Origin of the sequence: Streptomyces sp. NPDC057939, assembly GCF_042887545.1 — a bacterium.
Taxonomy (GTDB): Bacteria; Actinomycetota; Actinomycetes; order Streptomycetales; family Streptomycetaceae; genus Streptomyces.
In genome coordinates this window covers 144,394-164,055 of sequence record NZ_JBHVPG010000005.1, presented here as the reverse complement: position 1 = coordinate 164,055, position 19,662 = coordinate 144,394, and the positions used below count along the sequence as shown (strand labels likewise).

The 19,662-nt window shown below is 73.4% G+C and carries 13 protein-coding genes; 9 read left to right on the top strand and 4 right to left on the bottom strand.

The window, feature by feature from the left end; translation table 11 throughout:
* Positions 1–48 precede the first annotated feature (48 nt).
* The 9 genes from ACFVS6_RS08420 (at position 49) to ACFVS6_RS08380 (ending at position 15,183) form a co-directional block, all read left to right on the top strand.
* A complete protein-coding gene (locus tag ACFVS6_RS08420) occupies positions 49–1,800 on the top strand; it encodes a VanW family protein (RefSeq protein ID WP_389701836.1) in 1,752 nt (583 codons plus the stop codon).
* Between the two features lie 78 nt (positions 1,801–1,878).
* Entirely contained in the window at positions 1,879–2,487 is a 609-nt protein-coding gene (locus ACFVS6_RS08415; protein WP_389701834.1) for a hypothetical protein, read from the top strand.
* Between the two features lie 113 nt (positions 2,488–2,600).
* Positions 2,601–2,864 (top strand): hypothetical protein, encoded by a 264-nt coding sequence (locus tag ACFVS6_RS08410; protein ID WP_389701832.1) that lies wholly within the window; start codon positions 2,601–2,603, stop codon positions 2,862–2,864.
* A gap of 193 nt (positions 2,865–3,057) precedes the next feature.
* Positions 3,058–4,626, top strand: a complete 1,569-nt coding sequence (locus tag ACFVS6_RS08405) for a hypothetical protein (protein ID WP_389701831.1) — start codon at positions 3,058–3,060, stop codon at positions 4,624–4,626.
* A 68-nt stretch (positions 4,627–4,694) separates the two neighbouring features.
* Complete coding sequence (locus ACFVS6_RS08400) at positions 4,695–6,542, top strand: RNA ligase family protein (RefSeq protein WP_389702056.1); 1,848 nt, start codon at positions 4,695–4,697, stop codon at positions 6,540–6,542.
* Positions 6,542–9,685 carry a poly(A) polymerase gene (locus tag ACFVS6_RS08395; protein WP_389701829.1) on the top strand — a complete coding sequence of 1,048 codons (3,144 nt, stop codon included), beginning with the start codon at positions 6,542–6,544 and terminating at the stop codon, positions 9,683–9,685. Before ACFVS6_RS08400 ends, ACFVS6_RS08395 begins: the two co-directional genes overlap by 1 nt.
* Positions 9,686–10,035: 350 nt before the next feature.
* Positions 10,036–12,192 (top strand): discoidin domain-containing protein, encoded by a 2,157-nt coding sequence (locus tag ACFVS6_RS08390; protein WP_389701828.1) that lies wholly within the window; start codon positions 10,036–10,038, stop codon positions 12,190–12,192.
* A gap of 143 nt (positions 12,193–12,335) precedes the next feature.
* Positions 12,336–13,406, top strand: coding sequence for a DUF1996 domain-containing protein (locus tag ACFVS6_RS08385; RefSeq protein ID WP_389701826.1), 1,071 nt, complete (start codon positions 12,336–12,338; stop codon positions 13,404–13,406).
* Between the two features lie 58 nt (positions 13,407–13,464).
* On the top strand, positions 13,465–15,183 hold the full coding sequence (locus ACFVS6_RS08380) for a discoidin domain-containing protein (RefSeq protein WP_389702054.1): 1,719 nt from the start codon (positions 13,465–13,467) through the stop codon (positions 15,181–15,183).
* A gap of 105 nt (positions 15,184–15,288) precedes the next feature.
* Here the strand turns inward: ACFVS6_RS08380 and ACFVS6_RS08375 are convergent, their stop codons facing one another.
* The 4 genes from ACFVS6_RS08375 to ACFVS6_RS08360 all read right to left on the bottom strand — a co-directional run bounded on the left by ACFVS6_RS08375 (position 15,289) and on the right by ACFVS6_RS08360 (position 19,655).
* The gene (locus ACFVS6_RS08375; protein WP_389702052.1) at positions 15,289–16,206 is read right to left on the bottom strand and encodes an NADP-dependent oxidoreductase; all 918 of its coding nucleotides are present in this window, start codon (positions 16,204–16,206) and stop codon (positions 15,289–15,291) included.
* Between the two features lie 188 nt (positions 16,207–16,394).
* A complete protein-coding gene (locus ACFVS6_RS08370) occupies positions 16,395–17,774 on the bottom strand; it encodes a GH1 family beta-glucosidase (RefSeq protein ID WP_389701824.1) in 1,380 nt (459 codons plus the stop codon).
* Complete coding sequence (locus tag ACFVS6_RS08365) at positions 17,771–18,649, bottom strand: carbohydrate ABC transporter permease (protein ID WP_389701822.1); 879 nt, start codon at positions 18,647–18,649, stop codon at positions 17,771–17,773. The genes ACFVS6_RS08370 and ACFVS6_RS08365 overlap by 4 nt, the downstream gene beginning before the upstream one ends.
* Positions 18,642–19,655, bottom strand: coding sequence for a carbohydrate ABC transporter permease (locus ACFVS6_RS08360; RefSeq protein ID WP_389701820.1), 1,014 nt, complete (start codon positions 19,653–19,655; stop codon positions 18,642–18,644). The genes ACFVS6_RS08365 and ACFVS6_RS08360 overlap by 8 nt, the downstream gene beginning before the upstream one ends.
* Positions 19,656–19,662 lie beyond the last annotated feature (7 nt).

Here is a 19,662-nt window from a genome sequence, read left to right as displayed (position 1 = left end):
AAAACCGCCGGTCCGACCACGTACCCGGACCCAGGAGACAGCCCAGCCATGCGACGCGCACCCCGTACGGAGACCGGCACGACCACCGGGAAGCGGTGGACCGCGCCGATGGTCGTCGGGGTCACGGGAGGCGCCGCGGTGCTCGCCTTCGGCGGGCTGTACGCGGCCGGGCTGCTCCTCGCCGGGGATGAGGTCGCGCCGGGCACCAAGGTGCGCGGCGTCGACATAGGCGGGATGACCCGCGCGGAGGCCCGTCAGGCCCTCGCCCGGGACCTCGGGCCGTCCGCGACGGCCCCGCTCGGCCTGCGGATCGGCGGGCGCACCGAGCAGGCGGCCCCGGCCACGCTCGGCCTGTCGCTGGACACCGCCGGGACCGTCGACCGCGCCGCGCGCGCCGGGTCCGACCCGTTCACGGTGATCGGACGGCTCTTCGCCTCCGGCGACCCGGACGTGCGCCCGGTGGTCCGCTTCGACGAGAAGGCGGCCCGCGCGGCGCTCGACGGCATCGGCAAGAAGACCGGCCAGGGGGCCCGCGAGGGCGCGGTGACCTTCGACAAGGGCAAGGCGAAGGCCGCGGCGCCCGCCGCGGGGATCGCCCTCGACGTCGACCGCTCACTCGACGCGCTGCACGCCGCCTACCCGCGGCCCGCGGGCTCGGCCGCTCCGTTGGAGCTCCCCGTGCGCCGCACGGAGCCCCGCGTCGGACAGCAGGAGACGGACCGGGCGCTGAAGGAGTTCGGCGAACCCGCCATGTCGGGGCCGGTCACCCTCACCGTCGACGGCAAGCGCGTGCCCGTCTCCGCGGCGGCGCTCGGAAAGCACCTGTCGATGAAGGACGACGGCACGGGCCGCCTCGTACCGGCGCTGGACGAGAAGGCGCTGCTGGCCGATCCCGCCGTCGGCGGGCCGCTGCGCCAGGCCTCCCCCGGACCGGTCGAGGCGAAGCTGCGGGTCGATGCCGCCGGGCAGGTCGACGTCGCCGAGGAGGGCCGCACGGGCCGGCAGGTCACTGCCGGGACCCTGGGCAAGGCCGTACTGCCGCTGCTCACGCGCAGCGGAGCGGCGGCCCGTACGGGCGAGGTCGCCACCGAGGAGGTCCAGCCCCGGCTGACCCGGGAGAGCGTGGCGCGGCTCGGGCTCAAGGAGGAGGTGTCCTCGTTCACCGTGCCGTTCGAGCGGGCCCCGTACCGGACGACGAACATAGGCCGGGCCGCCGAGCTGATAAACGGCTCGGTGGTCATGCCCGACGAGACGTGGAGCTTCAACCAGCGGGTCGGCGAACGCACGAAGGAGAACGGCTTCGTCGACGGCATCATGATCAACAACGGCGTGTACGAGAAGGCCGCGGGTGGTGGCGTCTCCGCCGTCGCGACGACCGTCTTCAACGCCATGTTCTTCGCGGGCGTCAAGCCCGTGGAGTACGGGGCGCATTCCTTCTACATCGAGCGCTACCCCGAGGGCCGCGAGGCCACGGTCGCCTGGGGCAGCCTCGACCTGCGGTTCACCAACGATTCGGGCAAGGCCCTGTACATCCGGGCGGAAGCCACCGACTCGTCGGTCACCATCACCTTCTTCGGCACGAAGAAGTACGACGAGGTGAAGGCCGAGAAGGGCCCGCGCACCAACGTCAAGCCGCCCGCCACCCGCACCGGCACGGGCCCCAAGTGCGAGCCGCAGTCCCCGCTGGAGGGCTTCGACGTCGCCGTGGACCGGATCTTCGTCAAGGGCGGTGCGGAGGTGAAGCGCGAGACGATGAAGACCCGTTACACGCCGCGCGACACCGTCACCTGCACCACCTGAGCCGTCGTCCGTTCCGCTTCTCACCCATCAGTGTGATGGCGGACGTCCCGGGGCTCGGTGGTGCGGCAGGCTGGGCGGATGCAGCCGCGCCGAGCTCCGTCCCCGTCCGTGATCCTGCCCCGGACCCCGCCCCGGCCCTCGCCCCCGTCCCCGCTCCTGACCCGGCCCCTGCTCCGGCCCCTGCTGCCGCCGGTGCTCGCCGTGGTGATGGCGTCCGTGCTGCTGGCGGCCGCCGGATGCGTGACCGTACGTCCACCCGCTCCCGTCGGGGCGCCGGGTCCAGGAGCCGTGGCCGCCGGCCCCTCGTCGCGCCAACCGGACTCCCGGGCTTGGCCGTTGGCGCCGCTGCCCGAGGCGGGGACGGTGGCGCCGACGACCTCGGACGGGCCGACGGGCGCGGCGGCGCCCGCGAAGCGGGCGGTCCCCGCGGCCGCCGCGCCGGAGCGGCCCGCGCCGCGCCGGGCCGGGGACCGGCCGCCGCGGCGGACCGCTCCCGCACGGCCCGTCCGACCGCCGAAGTCCCTGCGCCGCGCACCCGCCCCTGCCCCCGCCCTCGCGCCGAAACCGCGCCGACGGCAGGAGGCACCCCCGCAGCGGCCCGCCCCGCGGCGCACGTTCGACATGGCCCCCCTGTGCGCGGCGGCCCGGGGTCGCGTGGACCCGGCCATCGTCGCCCTGTGCCGCTAGGGCGTGTTTTCCCCCGGGTTTCGTCGCGCGTGCTGTCGCGTGCCGTCGGGTGCGCCGATCGGACATCGGAAAACCCTCCGGGGCGGGGGCGCGCGCGATGGCATCATCGCGGGATGCGACTGATTGCCGACGGGACCACCGCGATCACGCGGTTGGTGGTGGTGAACGGCCTGGAGACCGACGACGAGTACGCCCTTGAGTTCGCCGAGCCGTTGTTCCTGGCGGTCGGCGACCGGATCCACTTCGAGGGTGCGGGGCTCGTCGTACGGGCCGCCGACGGACAGGTGTCGACGCGACCCGGCGACTGGGTCACGCGGTGCGGGATGCGCAGCGGCCGTCGCCGTCGCTTCCACGCCCGCGGCGCGGAAACGCGCTGATCGTCGCGCGGGCGCACGATCGGCGTGGTCCGGCGTGCGTCCGATTCCACCGTCCCCGGCCCCGACCGCACCCGGCCGCCCGGTGAGCGGCGGGGAGACGCCGCCGTTGCGGGCGGAGCCGATGGTTTCGGTTAGGTTCGATCACGTCGCGTCCGGTACCGGGCCGACGTGGGCGAGCGGGGGGAGTGCGGGCATGGCCGACGCGGCGGCGGACGGACGGGCGTTGGAGGTCGTCGGGGCATTGCGGGACCTGTCGCGCGAACATCCCTACGGTGCCGAGTTGTTGGCCGGGTTCTCGGACGCCGGGATGGACGCCTGGACGGTCCCGGTGCCGGAGCCGGTACGGATCGTGCTGCGCGAGATCGGCGGGGTGCGGACCGAGGAGGACGAGTACCTCTTCGGGCCGCGCGGCCGGCAGGCCTTCACGGACGGGTACTGGACCCTGGGCGCGCCCGACTTCGGCGAGGGCTCGCTCATCGTCGGCGTGGGTACGGGCGCCGGCGCGGGAGGCGCCGGTTGGGGGCCCGTCGTGACCGTGTTCCCGTTCCGCGACGAGCGGAACGTCACCGTCGAGGCGCCCGACTTCCTCGGCTGGTTGGCCGGACTCACCGAGCGGCTCGCCCGAGCCCTGGAGTCCGGCGAAGCCCTCGAACCGGCGGCCCCCGAGGTGTACGTGGCCGCCGTACCCAGCATCGGCGCGGCCGAGGGACCCGATGCCGCGCTCGCCGCACTGGTCGGGCCCGGGGACTCGCTCACCGATCTGGTGGACCTGCGCGCACTCCCCGGATACCCCTGTGGGGTGCATTGGGAGCCGTACTTCTCGACCTCCTCGGGGACCGCCGACACCGGCAGCAGTGACGTCCAGTACCGGTTCGCCCCGGAGGGCGGCGTGCTGTTCCTGCGCAGCGTGGTGAGCGGGGACTTCCTCGGGCGGGAGGTGCGCCGGCACCGGGAATCCGCGGACGCGGCGCACCGGGCGGTGACCGGGCTCGGTGAACTGGCCGCACGAATGCCGGAGTTCGTCCGCCTGGCGCCCGGAACGACCGACTCCGCGATGGACGCCTGGGGTGTTCCCGTCCCGGAGGAGATCCGTACGGTCCTGCGGGCGGTCGGTGGGGTGGACGTCGCGGGGTTGCCCGGGCTGGCGCTGTTGCCCGGCGCCGCGGACCACGAGGTGGACCCGGAACTGCACCGGATGCTGGGCGGCGACGGAACGTACCGGCCGCTGGCCCGGCTGCGGTACGGGCGCTCGGAGGCGTTGCTCCAGGTCCGGACCGACCCGACGAACGGGCAGTGGGGGCACGTGGTCTCCGTGCCCGCCGATCCGGATCGGCTGCGGGAGTTCCCCGAGGCGGCGCTGGTCGCCGAGTCGCTGCCCGGGCTGCTGCTGGAGTACCTGCGGCTGGCCCGACGGGCGGCGGCCGGAGCGGACTTCGCCGGGCAGGTGCGCCAGGACCCCACGCGGCTGCTGCCCGGCGCCGGACACCCGTGGCCTCGTCCCCGGCCCGCGGCGGAGTGGGCCGGGGACGCCGATCCGCTGCGCGCGGCGGCCGCGGCGGAACTGCCGGTCGGCGCGTACGCGGCCGATCTGCGGACGGTACCGATCCCGAGCGACGTGTGCTTCCACCGGGCGCGGGAGTGGCCCGGCACGGCCCGTCTGGACCGGCTGTCGTTCCCGGCGGGCGGCCGGCTGGTGGCCGCCGTCCCCGTGACCGTGCCGTCGGTCGCCCCAAGTGCCCCGGGGACCGCGGCGGGTGGTTAATCGGATGGATTCACCCGATCCGGATACCTAGAGTGACCGGGCAGGCCGTCGTCGAGCAGGAGCCGAACATGCGCACCCACTACCCCCGTACGGCGCACCTGCCCTGGTCCCCCGGTGCGACCTCGGACGACGTACGGGTCTCCGGGCCCTCGGCTCTCGCCGGGCGCGAGGTGGTGGTGACCGAGAAGCTCGACGGGGAGAACACCACCCTGTACCGGGACGGCCTGCACGCCCGCTCGCTCGACTCTGCGCACCACCCCTCGCGGGCCTGGGTGAAGGGTCTCCAGAGCCGGATCGGCGCGGGGATACCGCCCGGCCGGCGGGTGTGCGGCGAGAACGTGTACGCCCGGCACTCGCTGGCCTACGAGGACCTCGACAGCTGGTTCTACGGCTTCTCGGTGTGGGACGGGGACCACTGCCTCGACTGGGACCGCACCGTACGCTTCCTGCGCCGGCTCGGCGTCCCCTCGCCGCGCGTCCTGTGGCGCGGCGCATACGACGAGCGCGCGCTGCGCAGGCTCCGGATCGACACCACCCGTCAGGAGGGCTACGTCGTCCGTACGGTCGCGGGCTTCGAACGCGAGGACTTCGGGCGGTACGTGGCCAAGTGGGTCCGCGGCGGACACGTGAGCACCGACACCCACTGGATGTACGCGCCCGTGGTGCCGAACGGGCTCGGCCCGGCGGCTCCGCTGTGGGCGGCCGCCTCGGGGTCCGAGCCGGACGTGCCGGGGCTGTTGGCCGCGCTGCGGATGGGACCGGAGCCGGCGCCCGGGGCCCGGAAGGCCGCCGCCGAGGTGGCGGCCCGGCTCGACGGGGCGGGCCGGACCGGGGAGGCCCGGCTGGCCGGGGTACTGGCCGCCGCCCTGCACCGGGAGCCGCGCGGGGCCCTCGCGGCGCGGCTGGCCGGCGGCCCGCTCGGCATGGCCGCCGCCCGCCGGGTCGCGGACCTGGTGGGGCTGTACCCGGCGGTGCGCCGGCCGTTCCCGGACGAGCGGCGGCGGGCCGGGTTGGTGCGCATGGCGGCGGCAGTCGACCTCGGGGTACTGCACGCGCTGGCGCTCTCGGTACCCGGGGGCGGGAACGCGGACGGGGCTCAGCCGCGGGAGTGCGCGGAATGGTCCGCGTTGTGCGCGGAGGAGGCGGGGCTGCTCGGCGCGGACCCGCTGGGCGAGCTACGGGACGGTCTGCGCCGGGCGCTGGCCGACCTGGACGGGGACGCGGCGGACCGGTGCTGGGCGGAGGCCCGCGAGGCGTTCGGGCGCGGCGGGATCTCCACCCCGCAGGAGGCGGTCGCGGCGACCTGGCGCTGGCGGGACGCGGCGTCCCGGCCGAGGCTGGTGCAGTTGTGCGGGCCCGCGGGCAGCGGCAAGAGCACTTTCGCGCGGACCCTGCCGGGGGTGGACGCGTACGTCAGCCTCGACGACCTGCGCGCCGGCCGGGGTGCGCGCGCGGACCAGCGGGCCAATCCGGAGGTGCTGCGCGAGGGTTTGGACCGGCTGGACAAGGCCCTGGCCGCCGGCGGAACGGTGGTGTGGGACGCCACCTCGCTGACCGAGCAACAGCGGGGCCTGGCCGGCGGCGTGGCGCGGCGCCGGGACGCGCTGGTCACCCACGCGGTGGTGCTCGTCGGGGAGGCGGAGTTGCTGCGGCGCAACGGCGTACGGGCCCATCCCGTACCGGAGGCCGTGCTCGTCGGGCAGTTGCGCCGGTTCAGTCCGCCGTACCCGGGGCAGGCGCACCGGACCTGGTACGTCGGCGAGGGCGGCACCGTCGAGGACACTGCGGGCGGGCTGCGGCCGGCCCACGGGTCGGGTGCCTCGGCCGGCGGGAGCGGCGCCGCGGGCGCCGGCACGAGAAGCCGAAGGGGCGGCGGCAGCGGCAGCGTGGGCAACGGCACGGGAGAGTACGTCTGATGCGGACCAGTGAACAGCTCTACCACCAGGTCCGCTGGGACCCCCGGTTCGATCCGGCGCGGTTCACGCTCGGGCTGCTCCAGCGCGGGGCCGCTCCCAAGCGGGTGCCGTTGCCGTCGTTCGTGCCGGGGGGCGACGTCCCGTGGCACCGGGTGCTGTTCGTGGAGGCCGACGGCGAGCTGGTGTGGGACCGGGCGACCGGCGTGGACGTGATCGACACGACCCCGGCCGGGCGGGTCCGCGAACGGCGACTGTTGGACGCCCCCTTCTTCGGCGTCCGGACCCCGCACGCGTGGGACCCGACGGACGGCGGCGCCTGGCGGCCGGTGCAGGCGGGTCCCGCCACGGCGGGTCCCGCCGCCGTGGGTCCGGAGCGGGTGCGGCTGTTGACCTGGAACACCCTGTGGGACCGCTACGACGCCCCGCTCATCTCCACCGCGCTGCGCAGGCCGCTGCTGCTGGCAGACCTGGCGGCCGCCGACGCCGACGTGATCGCGCTCCAGGAGGTCGAGCCCGCACTGCTGAAGCTCGTGCTGGCCGCGCCCTGGGTCCGGGACGGGTACGTCCTCGGCACCGATCCGTACGGCGGGGACGTGTCCGGTTGCGGGCTGCTCCTGCTGAGCCGGCTGCCCGTGCGGGAGGCGGGGCTGCACATGTTGCGCCGGCACAAGGGGGTCGCCGCCGTCACCGTGGACACCGCTGCGGGGCCTCTCGTCGTCGCCGCGACCCACCTGACCAGCGACCACACGGAGAGCGGGGCGGCACGGCGCGAGGAGGAGCTGGCCCGGATCGCCGAGGGGACGGCAGGCCTCGACGCGGACCTGGCGCTGCTCGGGGACTTCAACGACGGCCGGTCCGGGACGCGGGGCCCGGCGGCGACGCTGGGGCTGCGGGACGCGTGGACCGAGGCGCACGGCCCGGACGACGACACCCCGACCTTCGATCCGGTGGGCAACCCCCTGGCCGCGGTGGGTTCCCTGACGGGCCGGCCGGGACGGCTGGACCGGATCCTGCTCCGTTCGTCGGCCGCGCGGGTGCGAACGGCGGGCCTGCGCGGTGACTCCCCCGCGCCGGAGGGACTGTTCATCTCGGACCACTACGGTGTGGAGGCCACCCTGGAGTACGCCGCCACGGGCACCGGGCCGGCCCGCCTCGACGTGGCGGCGACCCCACGGACGGCGGTGGCCTGGTTGCCTCCCGCGGACGCGGTGGTGGCGGAGTTGCGGCAGCGGCACGACCCGGCGTACCGGCGGTGGCCGGCGCACGTGAACCTGCTCTTCGGTTTCGTGCCGGAGTCCTCCTTCGACGAGGCGCTTCCGCTGCTGGCGCAGGTCGCGGCCGCGACGGAGCCGTTCGCCGCGCGGCTGGAAGGCGTGCACTCCTTCGGGCACCGGGAGGGGGCCACGCTGTGGCTGGACCCGGCGACGGCGGGCGAGGGTCCGTGGCAGGAGTTGCGGCGGGCGCTGGTCGAACGGTTCCCGGGATGTGCGGGGCGAGGTCGGGGAGCCGGGTACACCCCGCACCTGACCCTGGGCCGCAGCCCTGATCCGCGGCGCGCGGAGCGGGAGTTCGGGGCCCGGTTGGCCGGCGGGAGCAGTGCGACGGTCGGGCGCCTCGCGGTGCTGTCGCGGCGCGGTGACGGGCCGATGGTGGTGCGGGCGACCGTGGAACTCGGCACGGGCGAGGTGCGCCCGCTGACCGACCCGTCGCCGCCGGTCGCGTACCCGGCGGACCACCGGGACGTGGCGCGGACGGCGGGGTCCCTGGAGCGGGGGATGGCGTCACCCGGGCAGGGAGAGGCGTCGCCCGCGCGGGGGATGGAGTCGCCGGGGCGGAACGTGGCGTTGCCCGGGCAGAACCTGGTGTTGCCCGAGCAGGGCGTGGCGTTGCCCGAGCAGGGCGTGGCGTTGCCCGAGCAGGGCGTGGCGTTGCCCGAGCGGGGCGTGGCGTTGCCCGAGCAGGGCGTGGCGTTGCCCGAGCGGGCCGCGCCGCCGTTGCCCAAGCGGCCCCCGCAGGACGAGCGGCAGTACTCCGTCGCCGCGGTCGTGGAGCGGGTCACGGCCGCCCTCGGGGACGGTGCGGTGGTGCGGGTCGCCGGATCGCGACGGATGGCGTGCGCCCCCGCGTGGGCCGATCTGGACCTGGTGGCGCTGGTGCCGGGCGATCCGGGCGCCGGCGGGCTGCGGGAGCGGGTGACGGCCGCGTTGCCGGAGGCCGAACGGGTGCGGGAGGTCACGGGTGCGCGGGTGCCGGGACTGCGGTTGCGCCTCGGGCAGCGGGACGTGGACCTGGTGGTGGTCGCCACCGGCGGTACGGATCCCGCCTCGGCGGTCGAGCGGCGGGCGGAGCTCGGCGGGGCGGCCGCGATGGCGCTCAGCGCGCTGAGCGACGCGGACGCCGTACGGGAGTCCGTGGGCACCGAGCGGGCGGCGTTCTCCGGGCTGGCGCTGGAGGTGAAGTCCTGGGCGCGGGCCCGCGGTCTGGACTCGGCGCCCTTCGGGGGCCTGCCGGGGCTGGCCTGGGCGGTGCTGGCGGCCAGGACCGTCCGTACGGCTTCGGACCTGGACCCGGCCTCGTTGCTGCGGGAGTTCTTCGGGACGTGGGCGGCCTGGGACTGGAACGAGCCGGTGGAACTGTTGCCCACCGGCCGGCGTGGCGAGGGGCCCGCGCCGGTCACCGTGTTGACCCCGTCCGAACCGGTGCGCAGCTGCACGGCCCAGGTGGGGGCCGGTCTGCGGGATCTGCTCGTGCGGGAGCTGTACCGGGCGTGGGAAGTGCTCGACGCCGACCCGGGCGGCTTCGAACGGCTGCTGTCCGCGCCGCCGATGCACCGCCGGCACGCGGCGTGGGCCGTGGTGACCGTACGGGGTGACGGGCCGCGGGAGTTCGAGGACAACCTGGGCCGGGCCAGGGGTCGGTTGCGGGGCCTGCTCGGCGCGCTGGAGGAGGCCGGGGTGAGCGACGCGCACGCCTGGCCCCGCCCCTTCGAGCTGACCGGCACGCTGGCCCGTTACGCGGTCGGTCTGGGGGCCGCGCCGCCCGACGCGGCCCGGTCGGCGGCGCTCGCCGGGGCGTGGTGCGCGAAGCTGCCCGGTGTCGAGGTCGGCCTGGCCGCTTGTGGCGAGGTGCCGGACCTCGTCTGACGGGAAGCGGCGGGTGGCGACGAGTAGCGAACGCACGACGCCATCCGCCTCCTTCGTACCGACACTTCCCGAAGCCGGACGGAACGCGTCCCGAGCCGGCCCGAAGCTCCGTCCCGCCTCAGCGGGCACGGCGGAACGGAGCGGTCAGGAGCCTCAGTAGAGCCGTGCGGGGATTTTTCGTCAACACTTTTCACAAGGATTGAAGAAACTCCAAGTTCACAGGCCTGATGGGCAATTGACACATCGTTGGATCTTCGGTTCATGAACGCTGAACCCCTTGACGGCCTCCCTGGCGGGCAGTTCACTCACGCTTCGATCCCCCCGGATCCAAGACGTCAGGAGTGCCCCCCATGCCACGCCTCTCCGATCATCCGCCCCGACCGATCGTCGCGGCCCTCGCCGCCGCCCTGGTCGCGACCCTGCTCGTGCTGCTCCCCGGCACCGCCGCCACCGCGGCGCCCACGCTCCTCTCCCAGGGCAAGCCCACCACCGCCTCCTCGATCGAGAACGCCGGGACCCCGGCCGCCGCGGCCGTCGACGGCGACAACGGCACCCGGTGGTCCAGCGGGTTCGCCGACCCGCAGTGGATACAGGTCGACCTCGGCGCACCCGCCCAGCTCAACCAGGTGGTGCTGCGCTGGGAGACCGCCGCCGCCAAGACGTACCGGATCGAGCTCTCGACCGACGGCAGCTCCTGGTCCACCGCCTACTCGACCTCCGCCGGCGTCGGCGGGACCACCACCCACGACATCACCGGCACGGCCCGGTACGTGCGCGTGCACGGCACCGAGCGCACCACCGGCTACGGCTACTCGCTCTGGGAGTTCCAGGTCTACGGCACCGACGGCACCGGGCCCGTCATCCCCGGCGGCGGCGACCTCGGTCCGAACGTGATCGTCCTCGACCCGTCGACGCCGAACATCCAGGGCAAGCTGGACGAGGTGTTCGCCCGGCAGGAGTCCGCCCAGTTCGGCTCCGGCCGCTACCAGTTCCTCTTCAAGCCGGGCACCTACAACGGACTCAACGCGCAGATCGGCTTCTACACCTCCGTCTCGGGCCTCGGCCTGAGCCCCGACGACACCACCATCAACGGGGACGTCACCGTGGACGCCGGCTGGTTCGGCGGCAACGCCACCCAGAACTTCTGGCGTTCGGCCGAGAACCTCGCGCTCAACCCGGTGAACGGCACCAACCGCTGGGCGGTATCGCAGGCCGCGCCCTTCCGTCGCATGCACGTGAAGGGCGGTCTCAACCTGGCCCCGAACGGCTACGGTTGGGCCTCCGGCGGCTACATCGCCGACTCGAAGATCGACGGTCAGGTCGGCAACTACTCGCAGCAGCAGTGGTACACCCGGGACAGCTCCATCGGCGGCTGGTCCAACGCGGTCTGGAACCAGGTGTTCTCCGGCACCCAGGGCGCGCCGGCGCAGTCGTACCCGAACCCGCCGTACACCACCCTCGACACCACCCCCGTCTCCCGCGAGAAGCCGTTCCTCCACCTGGACGGCAACGAGTACAAGGTCTTCGTCCCGGCCAAGCGGACCAACGCCCGCGGGACGTCGTGGGGCAACGGAGCGCCGCAGGGCACTTCGATCCCGCTGAACCGGTTCTACGTGGTCAAGCCGGGCGCGAGCGCGGCGACGATCAACCAGGCGCTGGCGCAGGGCCTGCACCTGCTGTTCACCCCCGGCGTGTACCACGTCGACCGGACGATCCAGGTGAACCGTCCGGACACCGTCGTCCTGGGTCTCGGCCTGGCCACGATCATCCCGGACAACGGGGTGACCGCGATGAAGGTCGCCGACGTCGACGGGGTCCGGCTCGCCGGCTTCCTCATCGACGCGGGTCCGGTCAACTCGCCGACCCTGCTGGAGGTCGGTCCGGCGGGCTCCGCCACCGATCACGCCGCGAACCCGACCACCGTGCAGGACGTCTTCATCCGGGTCGGCGGGGCCGGCGCGGGCAAGGCCACGCTGGGCATGGCGGTCAACAGCCACGACACCATCGTCGACCACACCTGGATCTGGCGGGCCGACCACGGGGACGGGGTGGGCTGGGAGACCAACCGCTCCGACTACGGGTTCCGCGTCAACGGTGACGACGTCCTCGCCACCGGGCTCTTCGTCGAGCACTTCAACAAGTACGACGTGGAGTGGAACGGCGAGCGCGGCCGCACGATCTTCTTCCAGAACGAGAAGGCGTACGACGCGCCCAACCAGGCCGCCATCCAGAACGGCGCGATCAAGGGCTACGCGGCCTACAAGGTGGCCGACTCGGTGAACACCCACGAAGGGTGGGGCCTGGGCAGCTATTGCTACTACAACATCGACCCGACGATCCGTCAGGAACACGGCTTCCAGGCGCCGGTGAAACCCGGCGTGCGGTTCCACGACCTGCTGGTGGTCTCGCTCGGCGGCAACGGCCAGTACGAGCACGTCATCAACGGCATCGGCGCCCCCACCTCCGGCACCTCGACCGTCCCGTCGACGGTGCTGTCATTCCCCTGATCCGCCCGCACCATCCCTGATTCCCACCCCATCCCCCCGACCCCCGGAAGGCGCGGGGCGGCCCGGCGGCCGCCCCGCGTTTTCCGGGCCACCCGAGAGAGCGCTCTCCCACCGTGGAGAGCGGACACCCGAGGAGCGCACACATGAGGATCCGATCGCGGACGCTCTCCGCCCTACTGGTCTCGGCGGCCTTCGCCGCGACCGCCGCGGCAGGCCTGGGCGGCCTCTCGCTGACCGCCCAGGCCGTTCCCGAAACGGGCGCGTCCCCCCACGCGGCGCACGCGAACGCGGCCCCGCTCGCCACGGGCGACGACCCCGACGGCGACGGATACATCCCGGCCGTACCCCAGGTCACGGGCGTCACCCCCTCGTGGGCGAATCCGCCCGAGCGGTACTTCCACGAGTTCCAGGCCAACTGCGCCGTCAGCCGGACGGCTCCGGACGACCCCATCGTCTACGCGGGCCGCCCCGGCGCCTCCCACGACCACACCTTCATGGGCAACACCACGACCGACGCCTTCAGCACCACCGCCTCGCTCGCCGCGGGCGGGACCGCGTGCACCGCGCCCGGCGACCTCTCCGGGTACTGGATGCCGACGCTGTACAACGGCAGCCGGCCGGTCCTGCCCACCGGACCGCAGGTGATCTACTACAAGACCGGGGTCACCGACTACAGGAGCGTGCGGCCCTTCCCGAAGGGACTGCGCTTCGTGGTCGGCAGCCCGACCCAGACGGCGGCCGAGTTCCGCGGCCACAAGGGCTGGGTCGAGGGCTGGGAGTGCGGGGACAGCTTCAAGAACACGGAGTTCCCGGCGAACTGCCCGGCCGGAACCCAGCTCAACATCCGTATGCAGGCGCCCAGTTGCTGGGACGGTAAGTACCTGGACACCCCTGACCACAAGGCGCACATGGCCTACCCGGTCGTGAAGCCCGGCAACAACGACAACGTCTGCCCGACCAGTCACCCGGTGGCGCTCCCCATGGTCGAGTTCAAGATGGCGTTCCCCGTCAGCGGGGACATGTCACAAGTGAGGCTGTCGAGCGGAAGCGGCCACTCGTTCCACTACGACTTCTTCAACGCCTGGGACGACCGGACCCTGGCCGCCCTCGTCGAGCACTGCGTCAAGGGCGGGCTGCAGTGCGACTCCCGCGGCTACGACCAGACCCACCCCGAGGCGGGCGCCGCCCTCGGCCCGGACCACCGACTCCCCTAGGTCCTGGACATCCTCTTCCCGCTCCCCCACACCTGGAGGTCTCCGCGTGCACTCCCGCATGCGTTCCCTCGTCACGGCCGTGCTCCTCGCGGGCTCCGTGACCGTACTGCCCACCGCTCCGGCGCAGGCCGCCGGCAGCGTGGTGAAGGTGACCGGTTCCCAGGGCAACTGGCAGCTGATGGTGGACGGTTCGCCGTACCTCGTCAAGGGCGTCACCTGGGGTCCGTCACCGGCGGACGCCGGGCGGCTGCTGCCCGACGTGAAGTCGCTGGGCGCCAACACGATCCGCACCTGGGGCACCGACGCGAGCAGCCGCCAGTTGTTCGACGCCGCGGCCGCGAACGGGCTCAAGGTGGTCGCCGGGTTCTGGCTGCAACCGGGCGGCGGCCCGGGCAGCGGTGGCTGTACCGACTACGTGACGGACACCGGCTACAAGAACACCATGCTCGCCGAATTCTCCCGCTGGGTGGAGGCCTACCGCGACCATCCGGCCGTGCTGATGTGGAACGTCGGCAACGAGTCGGTGCTGGGCCTCCAGAACTGCTACTCCGGGGCCCGGTTGGAGGACCAGCGCAACGCCTACACCGCCTTCGTCAACGACGTCGCCAAGGCCGTGCACCGGATCGACGCGAACCATCCGGTCACCTCCACGGACGCCTGGGTGGGCGCGTGGACGTACTACAAGCGCAACTCCCCCGACCTGGACCTGTACTCCGTCAACGCCTACAAGGACGTGTGCGGGGTCCGGCAGGCCTGGGAGCAGGGCGGTCACACCAAGCCGTACCTGATCACCGAGACGGGTCCGGCCGGTGAGTGGGAGGTGCCGAACGACGCGAACGGGGTCCCGTCGGAACCGGGCGACCGGGCCAAGGCGGACGGGTACACGAACGCCTGGAACTGCGTCACGGCCCACCGGGGGGTGGCGCTGGGCGCGACGGTGTTCCACTACGGCACCGAGTACGACTTCGGCGGCCACTGGTTCAACCTGACCCCCGCCGGGGAGCGCCGCCACATGTACCACGCCGTGAAGCGGGCGTACGGGGGCTCCACGGCCGGGGACAACCTGCCCCCGACGGTGTCCGTGCCGTCCGTGCCGGACGCGGGGGCGGTCCCCGCGGGCAAGGAGGTGACGATCCAGGCCCCGGCGACCGACCCCGAGGGTGACCCGCTCGCCTACGAGGTGCTGTGGGGCGGCAAGTACGTGGACGGTGGCGGCGGGCTGATCTCCGTCCCGTCCACCCACCTGGGCGGTGGCACCCTGAAGGCCACCGCCCCGTCCCGGACGGGGGTGTGGAAGCTGTACGTCAAGGTGAAGGACGGGCGGGGGAACGTCGGCGTCGAGCAGCGGTCGGTACGGGTGGTGCCGCCGCCGGTGGCGGGCACGGACGTGGCCCTCGGCCGGCCGACCACCGCCTCCACCCACCAGAGCGACGGGTACGGCGGCTGCCCCTGCGCCCCGGGGTTGGCCACGGACGGCCGTGCGGACACCCGGTGGGCCAGCACGTGGGCCGATCCGCAGTGGCTCCAGGTGGACCTGGGCGCGGTGCGGCAGTTGCGCCACGCCCAGTTGGTGTGGGAGTCCGCGTACGGGAAGGCGTACGCGATCAAGGTGTCGGACGACGGCGTGAACTGGCGGACGGCGTACGCCACGTCCTCCGGTGACGGCGGGATCGACGACTTCGACATCGGCGCTTCGGGCCGCTGGGTGCGGCTGGAGCTGACCGGCCGCGGTACGGGCTACGGGTACTCGCTGTTCCACTTCGGCGTGTACGCCTGACCGTCGCCCTCTCACGCGCCGCGCGCCGCCCGGACCCTGCCGGGCGGCGCGCGGTCGTGCGTCCGGGAAGCGGAGGGCCGGGGGTGCGGGGGCGCCGGGTGGGGCTCAGACCTCGATGACGATCTTCCCGGCGGTGTGGCCGTCCTGGTTGAGGGCGAAGGCGGCCGCGAGCTCGGAGAGCGGGAAGGTCTCGGCGACGGTGACCGTGAGGCGGCCCTCGTCGGCGAGGCGGCCCAGGGCGGCGAGGTCGGAGCCGACGGGCCGCACCCACATCCATTGGCCGCCGGCGCCGAGGACCGTCTGGTCGGCGATGGAGGCGTGCCGGCCGTCGTCGGCGAGGACGGCGCGGGTGACGTCGAGGACCCCTCCGACGAAGTCCGCGACGACGTCGACCCCGTCGGGGGCGAGGCCGCGGACCCGGTCCGCGAGGCCGTCCCCGTACGCGACGGGTTCGCAGCCCAGCTCCCGCAACCGGTCGTGGTTGCGGAGGGAGGCGGTGCCGATGACGCGGGCGCCGAGGGCCCGGGCGATCTGCACGCCGAGGGAGCCGACGCCGCCGGCCGCCCCGTGGATGAGGACGGTGTCGCCCTCCCGGGTGCGCAGACGGGTCAGCAGTTGGAAGGCGGTGAGGCCGGCCAGCGGCAGGCCCGCGGCCTGCTGCCAGGACAGCGACGCGGGCTTCGGCGCGAGGGCCCGTACGGGCACGGTGACGAACTCGGCGAAGGTGCCGCCGTGCACCCAGTCCTTGCGGGCGTAGGCCATGACCTCGTCGCCCGCCGCGAACTCGGGGGTGTCGATGCCGACCCGTTCGACGGTGCCGGCCACGTCCCAGCCGGGGACGACCGGGTACACGACGTCCATCAGGCCGTCGAGGCCGCCCGACATGATCTTCCAGTCGACCGGGTTGACCGACGCGCACCGGACCCGCACGAGGACCTCGCCGGGGCCGACCTTGGGGACGGGCAGCCGGGTCTCGGAGAGCACCTCCGTCCCGCCGTACGTCTCGTACGTCATCGCCCGCATGGTGGCCTGGGTGTCCTCGGACATGCGCCTCGCCTCTCCGTGAGCTGGTGGAAGCAGCCCTTCCGCGTCCCTTCCTCATCCCACCACGAAAGGCCGTGCCCGCCCCGGCAGGCGGGGCGGGCACGGCGCGGCGCGGCACGACGCGGTACGACGCCACGGGCGGCGCGGTACGGCACGGCGAGCGGGCGTCACAGGGCCCGGTGGGCCGCTATCACCTCCGCGTAGTGGCGGCCGCTGGACTTCACGGTGCGCCGCTGGGTCTCGTAGTCGACGTGGACCAGGCCGAAGCGCTTGTCGTAGCCGTAGGCCCATTCGAAGTTGTCGAGCAGTGACCAGGCGTAGTAGCCCGCCAGCGGGGCCCCGCGGCGGGCGGCGCGGGCGCAGGCGGCGAGGTGACCGGTCAGGTAGGCGGCGCGTTCCGGGTCGTGCACGCTGCCGTCGGGGGCCGGCGTGTCGGGGTAGGAGGAGCCGTTCTCGGTGACGTGGATGCGGCGGGCCCCGTATTCCTCGGTGAGGCGCATGAGGAGGGTCTCGATGCCGCTCGCGTCGACCTCCCAGTCCATGCCGGTGCGCGGGACGCCGGGGCGGTCGATCTGGCGGGCGTGCGGGGCGGGGCCGGTCGGATCGGCGGTGACGATCTGCGGGAAGTAGTAGTTGAGGCCGATCCAGTCGAGGGGCGCGGCGATGGTGGCGGGGTCGCCGGGCCGCTCGGGCAGGTCCACCCCGTAGACCTCGCGCATGTCGGCGGGGAAGCCGCGGCCGTGGACGGGGTCGAGCCACCAGCGGTTGACGTGGCCGTCCATGCGGTGGGCGGCCGCCCGGTCGGCTTCGCTCGTGGTGGCGGGCTCGACGGTGGAGAGGTTGTTGACGATGCCGATGCGGGCGCCGGGGGCTGCGGCGCGGACGGCCGACGTGGCCAGGCCGTGGCCCAGGAGCAGGTGGTAGGAGGCGCGGACGGCGGCGGTGAGGTCGGTCCAGCCGGGGGCCATGCGGCCTTCCAGGTGGCCGATCCAGGCGGAGCAGAGCGGTTCGTTGAGCGTGGCCCATTCGGTGACGCGGTCGCCGAGGCGTCCGGCGACCAGCCCGGCGTACGCGGCGAAGTGCTCGGCGGTGGCCCGTTCGGGCCAGCCCCCGCGGTCCTGGAGCGCCTGGGGCAGGTCCCAGTGGTAGAGGGTGACGGAGGGGGTGACGCCGGCGGCGAGCAGTCCGTCGACGAGCCGGTCGTAGAAGTCGAGGCCCTTGGCGTTGACGGGGCCGTCGCCGCCGGGGAGGACGCGGGGCCAGGCGACGGACAGCCGGTAGGCGTTGGTGCCGAGTTCCTTCATCAGGTCGATGTCCTCCTGCCACCGGTGGTAGTGGTCGCAGGCGGTGTCCCCGTTGTGGCCGCCGTCGACGGCGCCGGGGGTGTGGGAGAACGTGTCCCAGATGGAGGGGCCGCGGCCGTCCTCGTCCACGGCGCCTTCGATCTGGTAGGCGGACGTGGCGGTGCCCCAGGCGAAGTCGCGCGGCAGCGCGGCGAGGTCGATGGCCCGGTGGGCGGCGGCGAAACGGGTTTCGGAAAGGGTCACTTGACGGCTCCTGCCGTGAGTCCGGCCACCAAGTACCGCTGAAGCAGCAGGAATCCGGCGACGACGGGGATGCTGACGACGAGCGAGGCGGCCATGATCTGGTTCCAGTAGACGTCGTTCTGCGTGGAGTAGCCCTGCAGGCCGACGGCGAGGGTGCGGGTGGTGTCGTTGGTCATGACGGAGGCGAACAGCACCTCTCCCCAGGCGGTCATGAAGGCGTACACGGCGACGGCGACGATGCCGGGCACGGCGGCCGGGACAACGACGCGGAACAGGGCGCCGAGCGGGCCGCAGCCGTCCACGGTGGCGGCCTCGTCGAGCTCGCGGGGCACCGAGTCGAAGTAGCCGATGAGCATCCAGATCGAGAAGGGGAGGGAGAAGGTCAGGTAGGTGAGGATGAGCCCGCCGCGGGAGCCGTAGAGGGCGACGCCGGTGGTGTTGCCGATGTTCACGAAGATCAGGAACAGCGGCAGCAGGAAGAGGATCCCCGGGAACATCTGGGTGGACAGGACGGTGACGGTGAACAGGCGCTTGCCGCGGAAGCGGTAGCGGCTGACTGCGTAGGCCGCGAAGACGGCGATGACGACCGAGCAGACGGTGGCGGCGCCGGCGACGATCAGGGAGTTGAGGAAGTACTTCGCGAGCGGGATGGTGTGCCAGATGTCGACGTACGGGCGGACGGTGAGTCCGCTGGGGATCCAGCGGAACTGCCCGGCCACGTCCTTGAGCGGCTTGAGGGAGCTGGTGACCATCACGTAGACGGGCACCAGCACGAAACCGGCGAGCAGCGTGAGGAACACCGCCCGGACCGCACGGAACGAGGCGGGCGGATCGAGCGGGCTCCGGGCCCTGGCGGTCGTACGGGTTCTAGGCATCGGACTTCCTCCGGCCGCGCATGGTGACCAGCAGATACACGGCGGTGACCAGCAGCAGGAAGAGCAGCAGCAGGACGGACATGGCCGAGCCCGTGCCGAAGTTCCAGGTGACGAAGCTGGACTGGTAGATGTGGATGGAGATCAGGTCGGCGGCCTCGGGGGCGGACTTCCCGAAGAGGACGAACGGCGTGTTGAAGTCGTTGAAGGTCCACAGGAACAGGACCAGGAGCAGCACCTGGTTGACGGCCCCGACGGACGGCAGGGTGATCCGCCGGATCTGCTGCCAGACGCCGGCGCCGTCGAGGGCCGCCGCCTCGTACAGCTCGCGGGGGACGTTCTGGAGCGCGGCCGTCACGATCAGGAAGGCGAACGGCCAGCCCTTCCACACGGAGACGATGAGCAGCGCCCAGAAGCTGTTGTCGCCCAGCAGCCAGAACGTGTGCTCGGCGCCGCCGATGCCGAGTTGGTCGTGCAGGACGTGGTTGATCATCCCGTTGTCCCGCTGGAACATGAACGACCAGGTGATGACGGCGGCGTAGACGGGCAGGGCGTACGGCACCAGGAACAGGGCCCGTAGGAAGCCCCGGCCGCGGAAGCTCTCCTGCATGAACACGGCGGCGGCGGTCCCGAGGAACCAGCACAGGCCCACGGAGAGCACGGTGAACAGGCAGGTGGTGAGGAAGGACCCGAGGAGCGCCTCGCCGACGGGCCGGTTGACGTCGACGGCGAGTTCGTAGTTGTCGAAGCCCGTCCAGGGCGCACCGGTCCAGTCCCGGATGTGGAACTGGGTCAGTTCGCGGAAGCTCGCCACGATGCCCATCACCATGGGGATCAGGTGGATGAGCAGTTCGAGGAGGAGCGCGGGCAGGAGCAGGAGGTAGGGCAGGGCGATGCGGCGGACGCGGCCCGGCCGGCGGACCCGGTGCGCGGTGCGCCGCACGGGCCCGGCCGCGGGAGGGGGCGGGGCCGCGGCCGGTGCGGGGGGCGCGGACGGTGAAACGGTCATCGCAGCC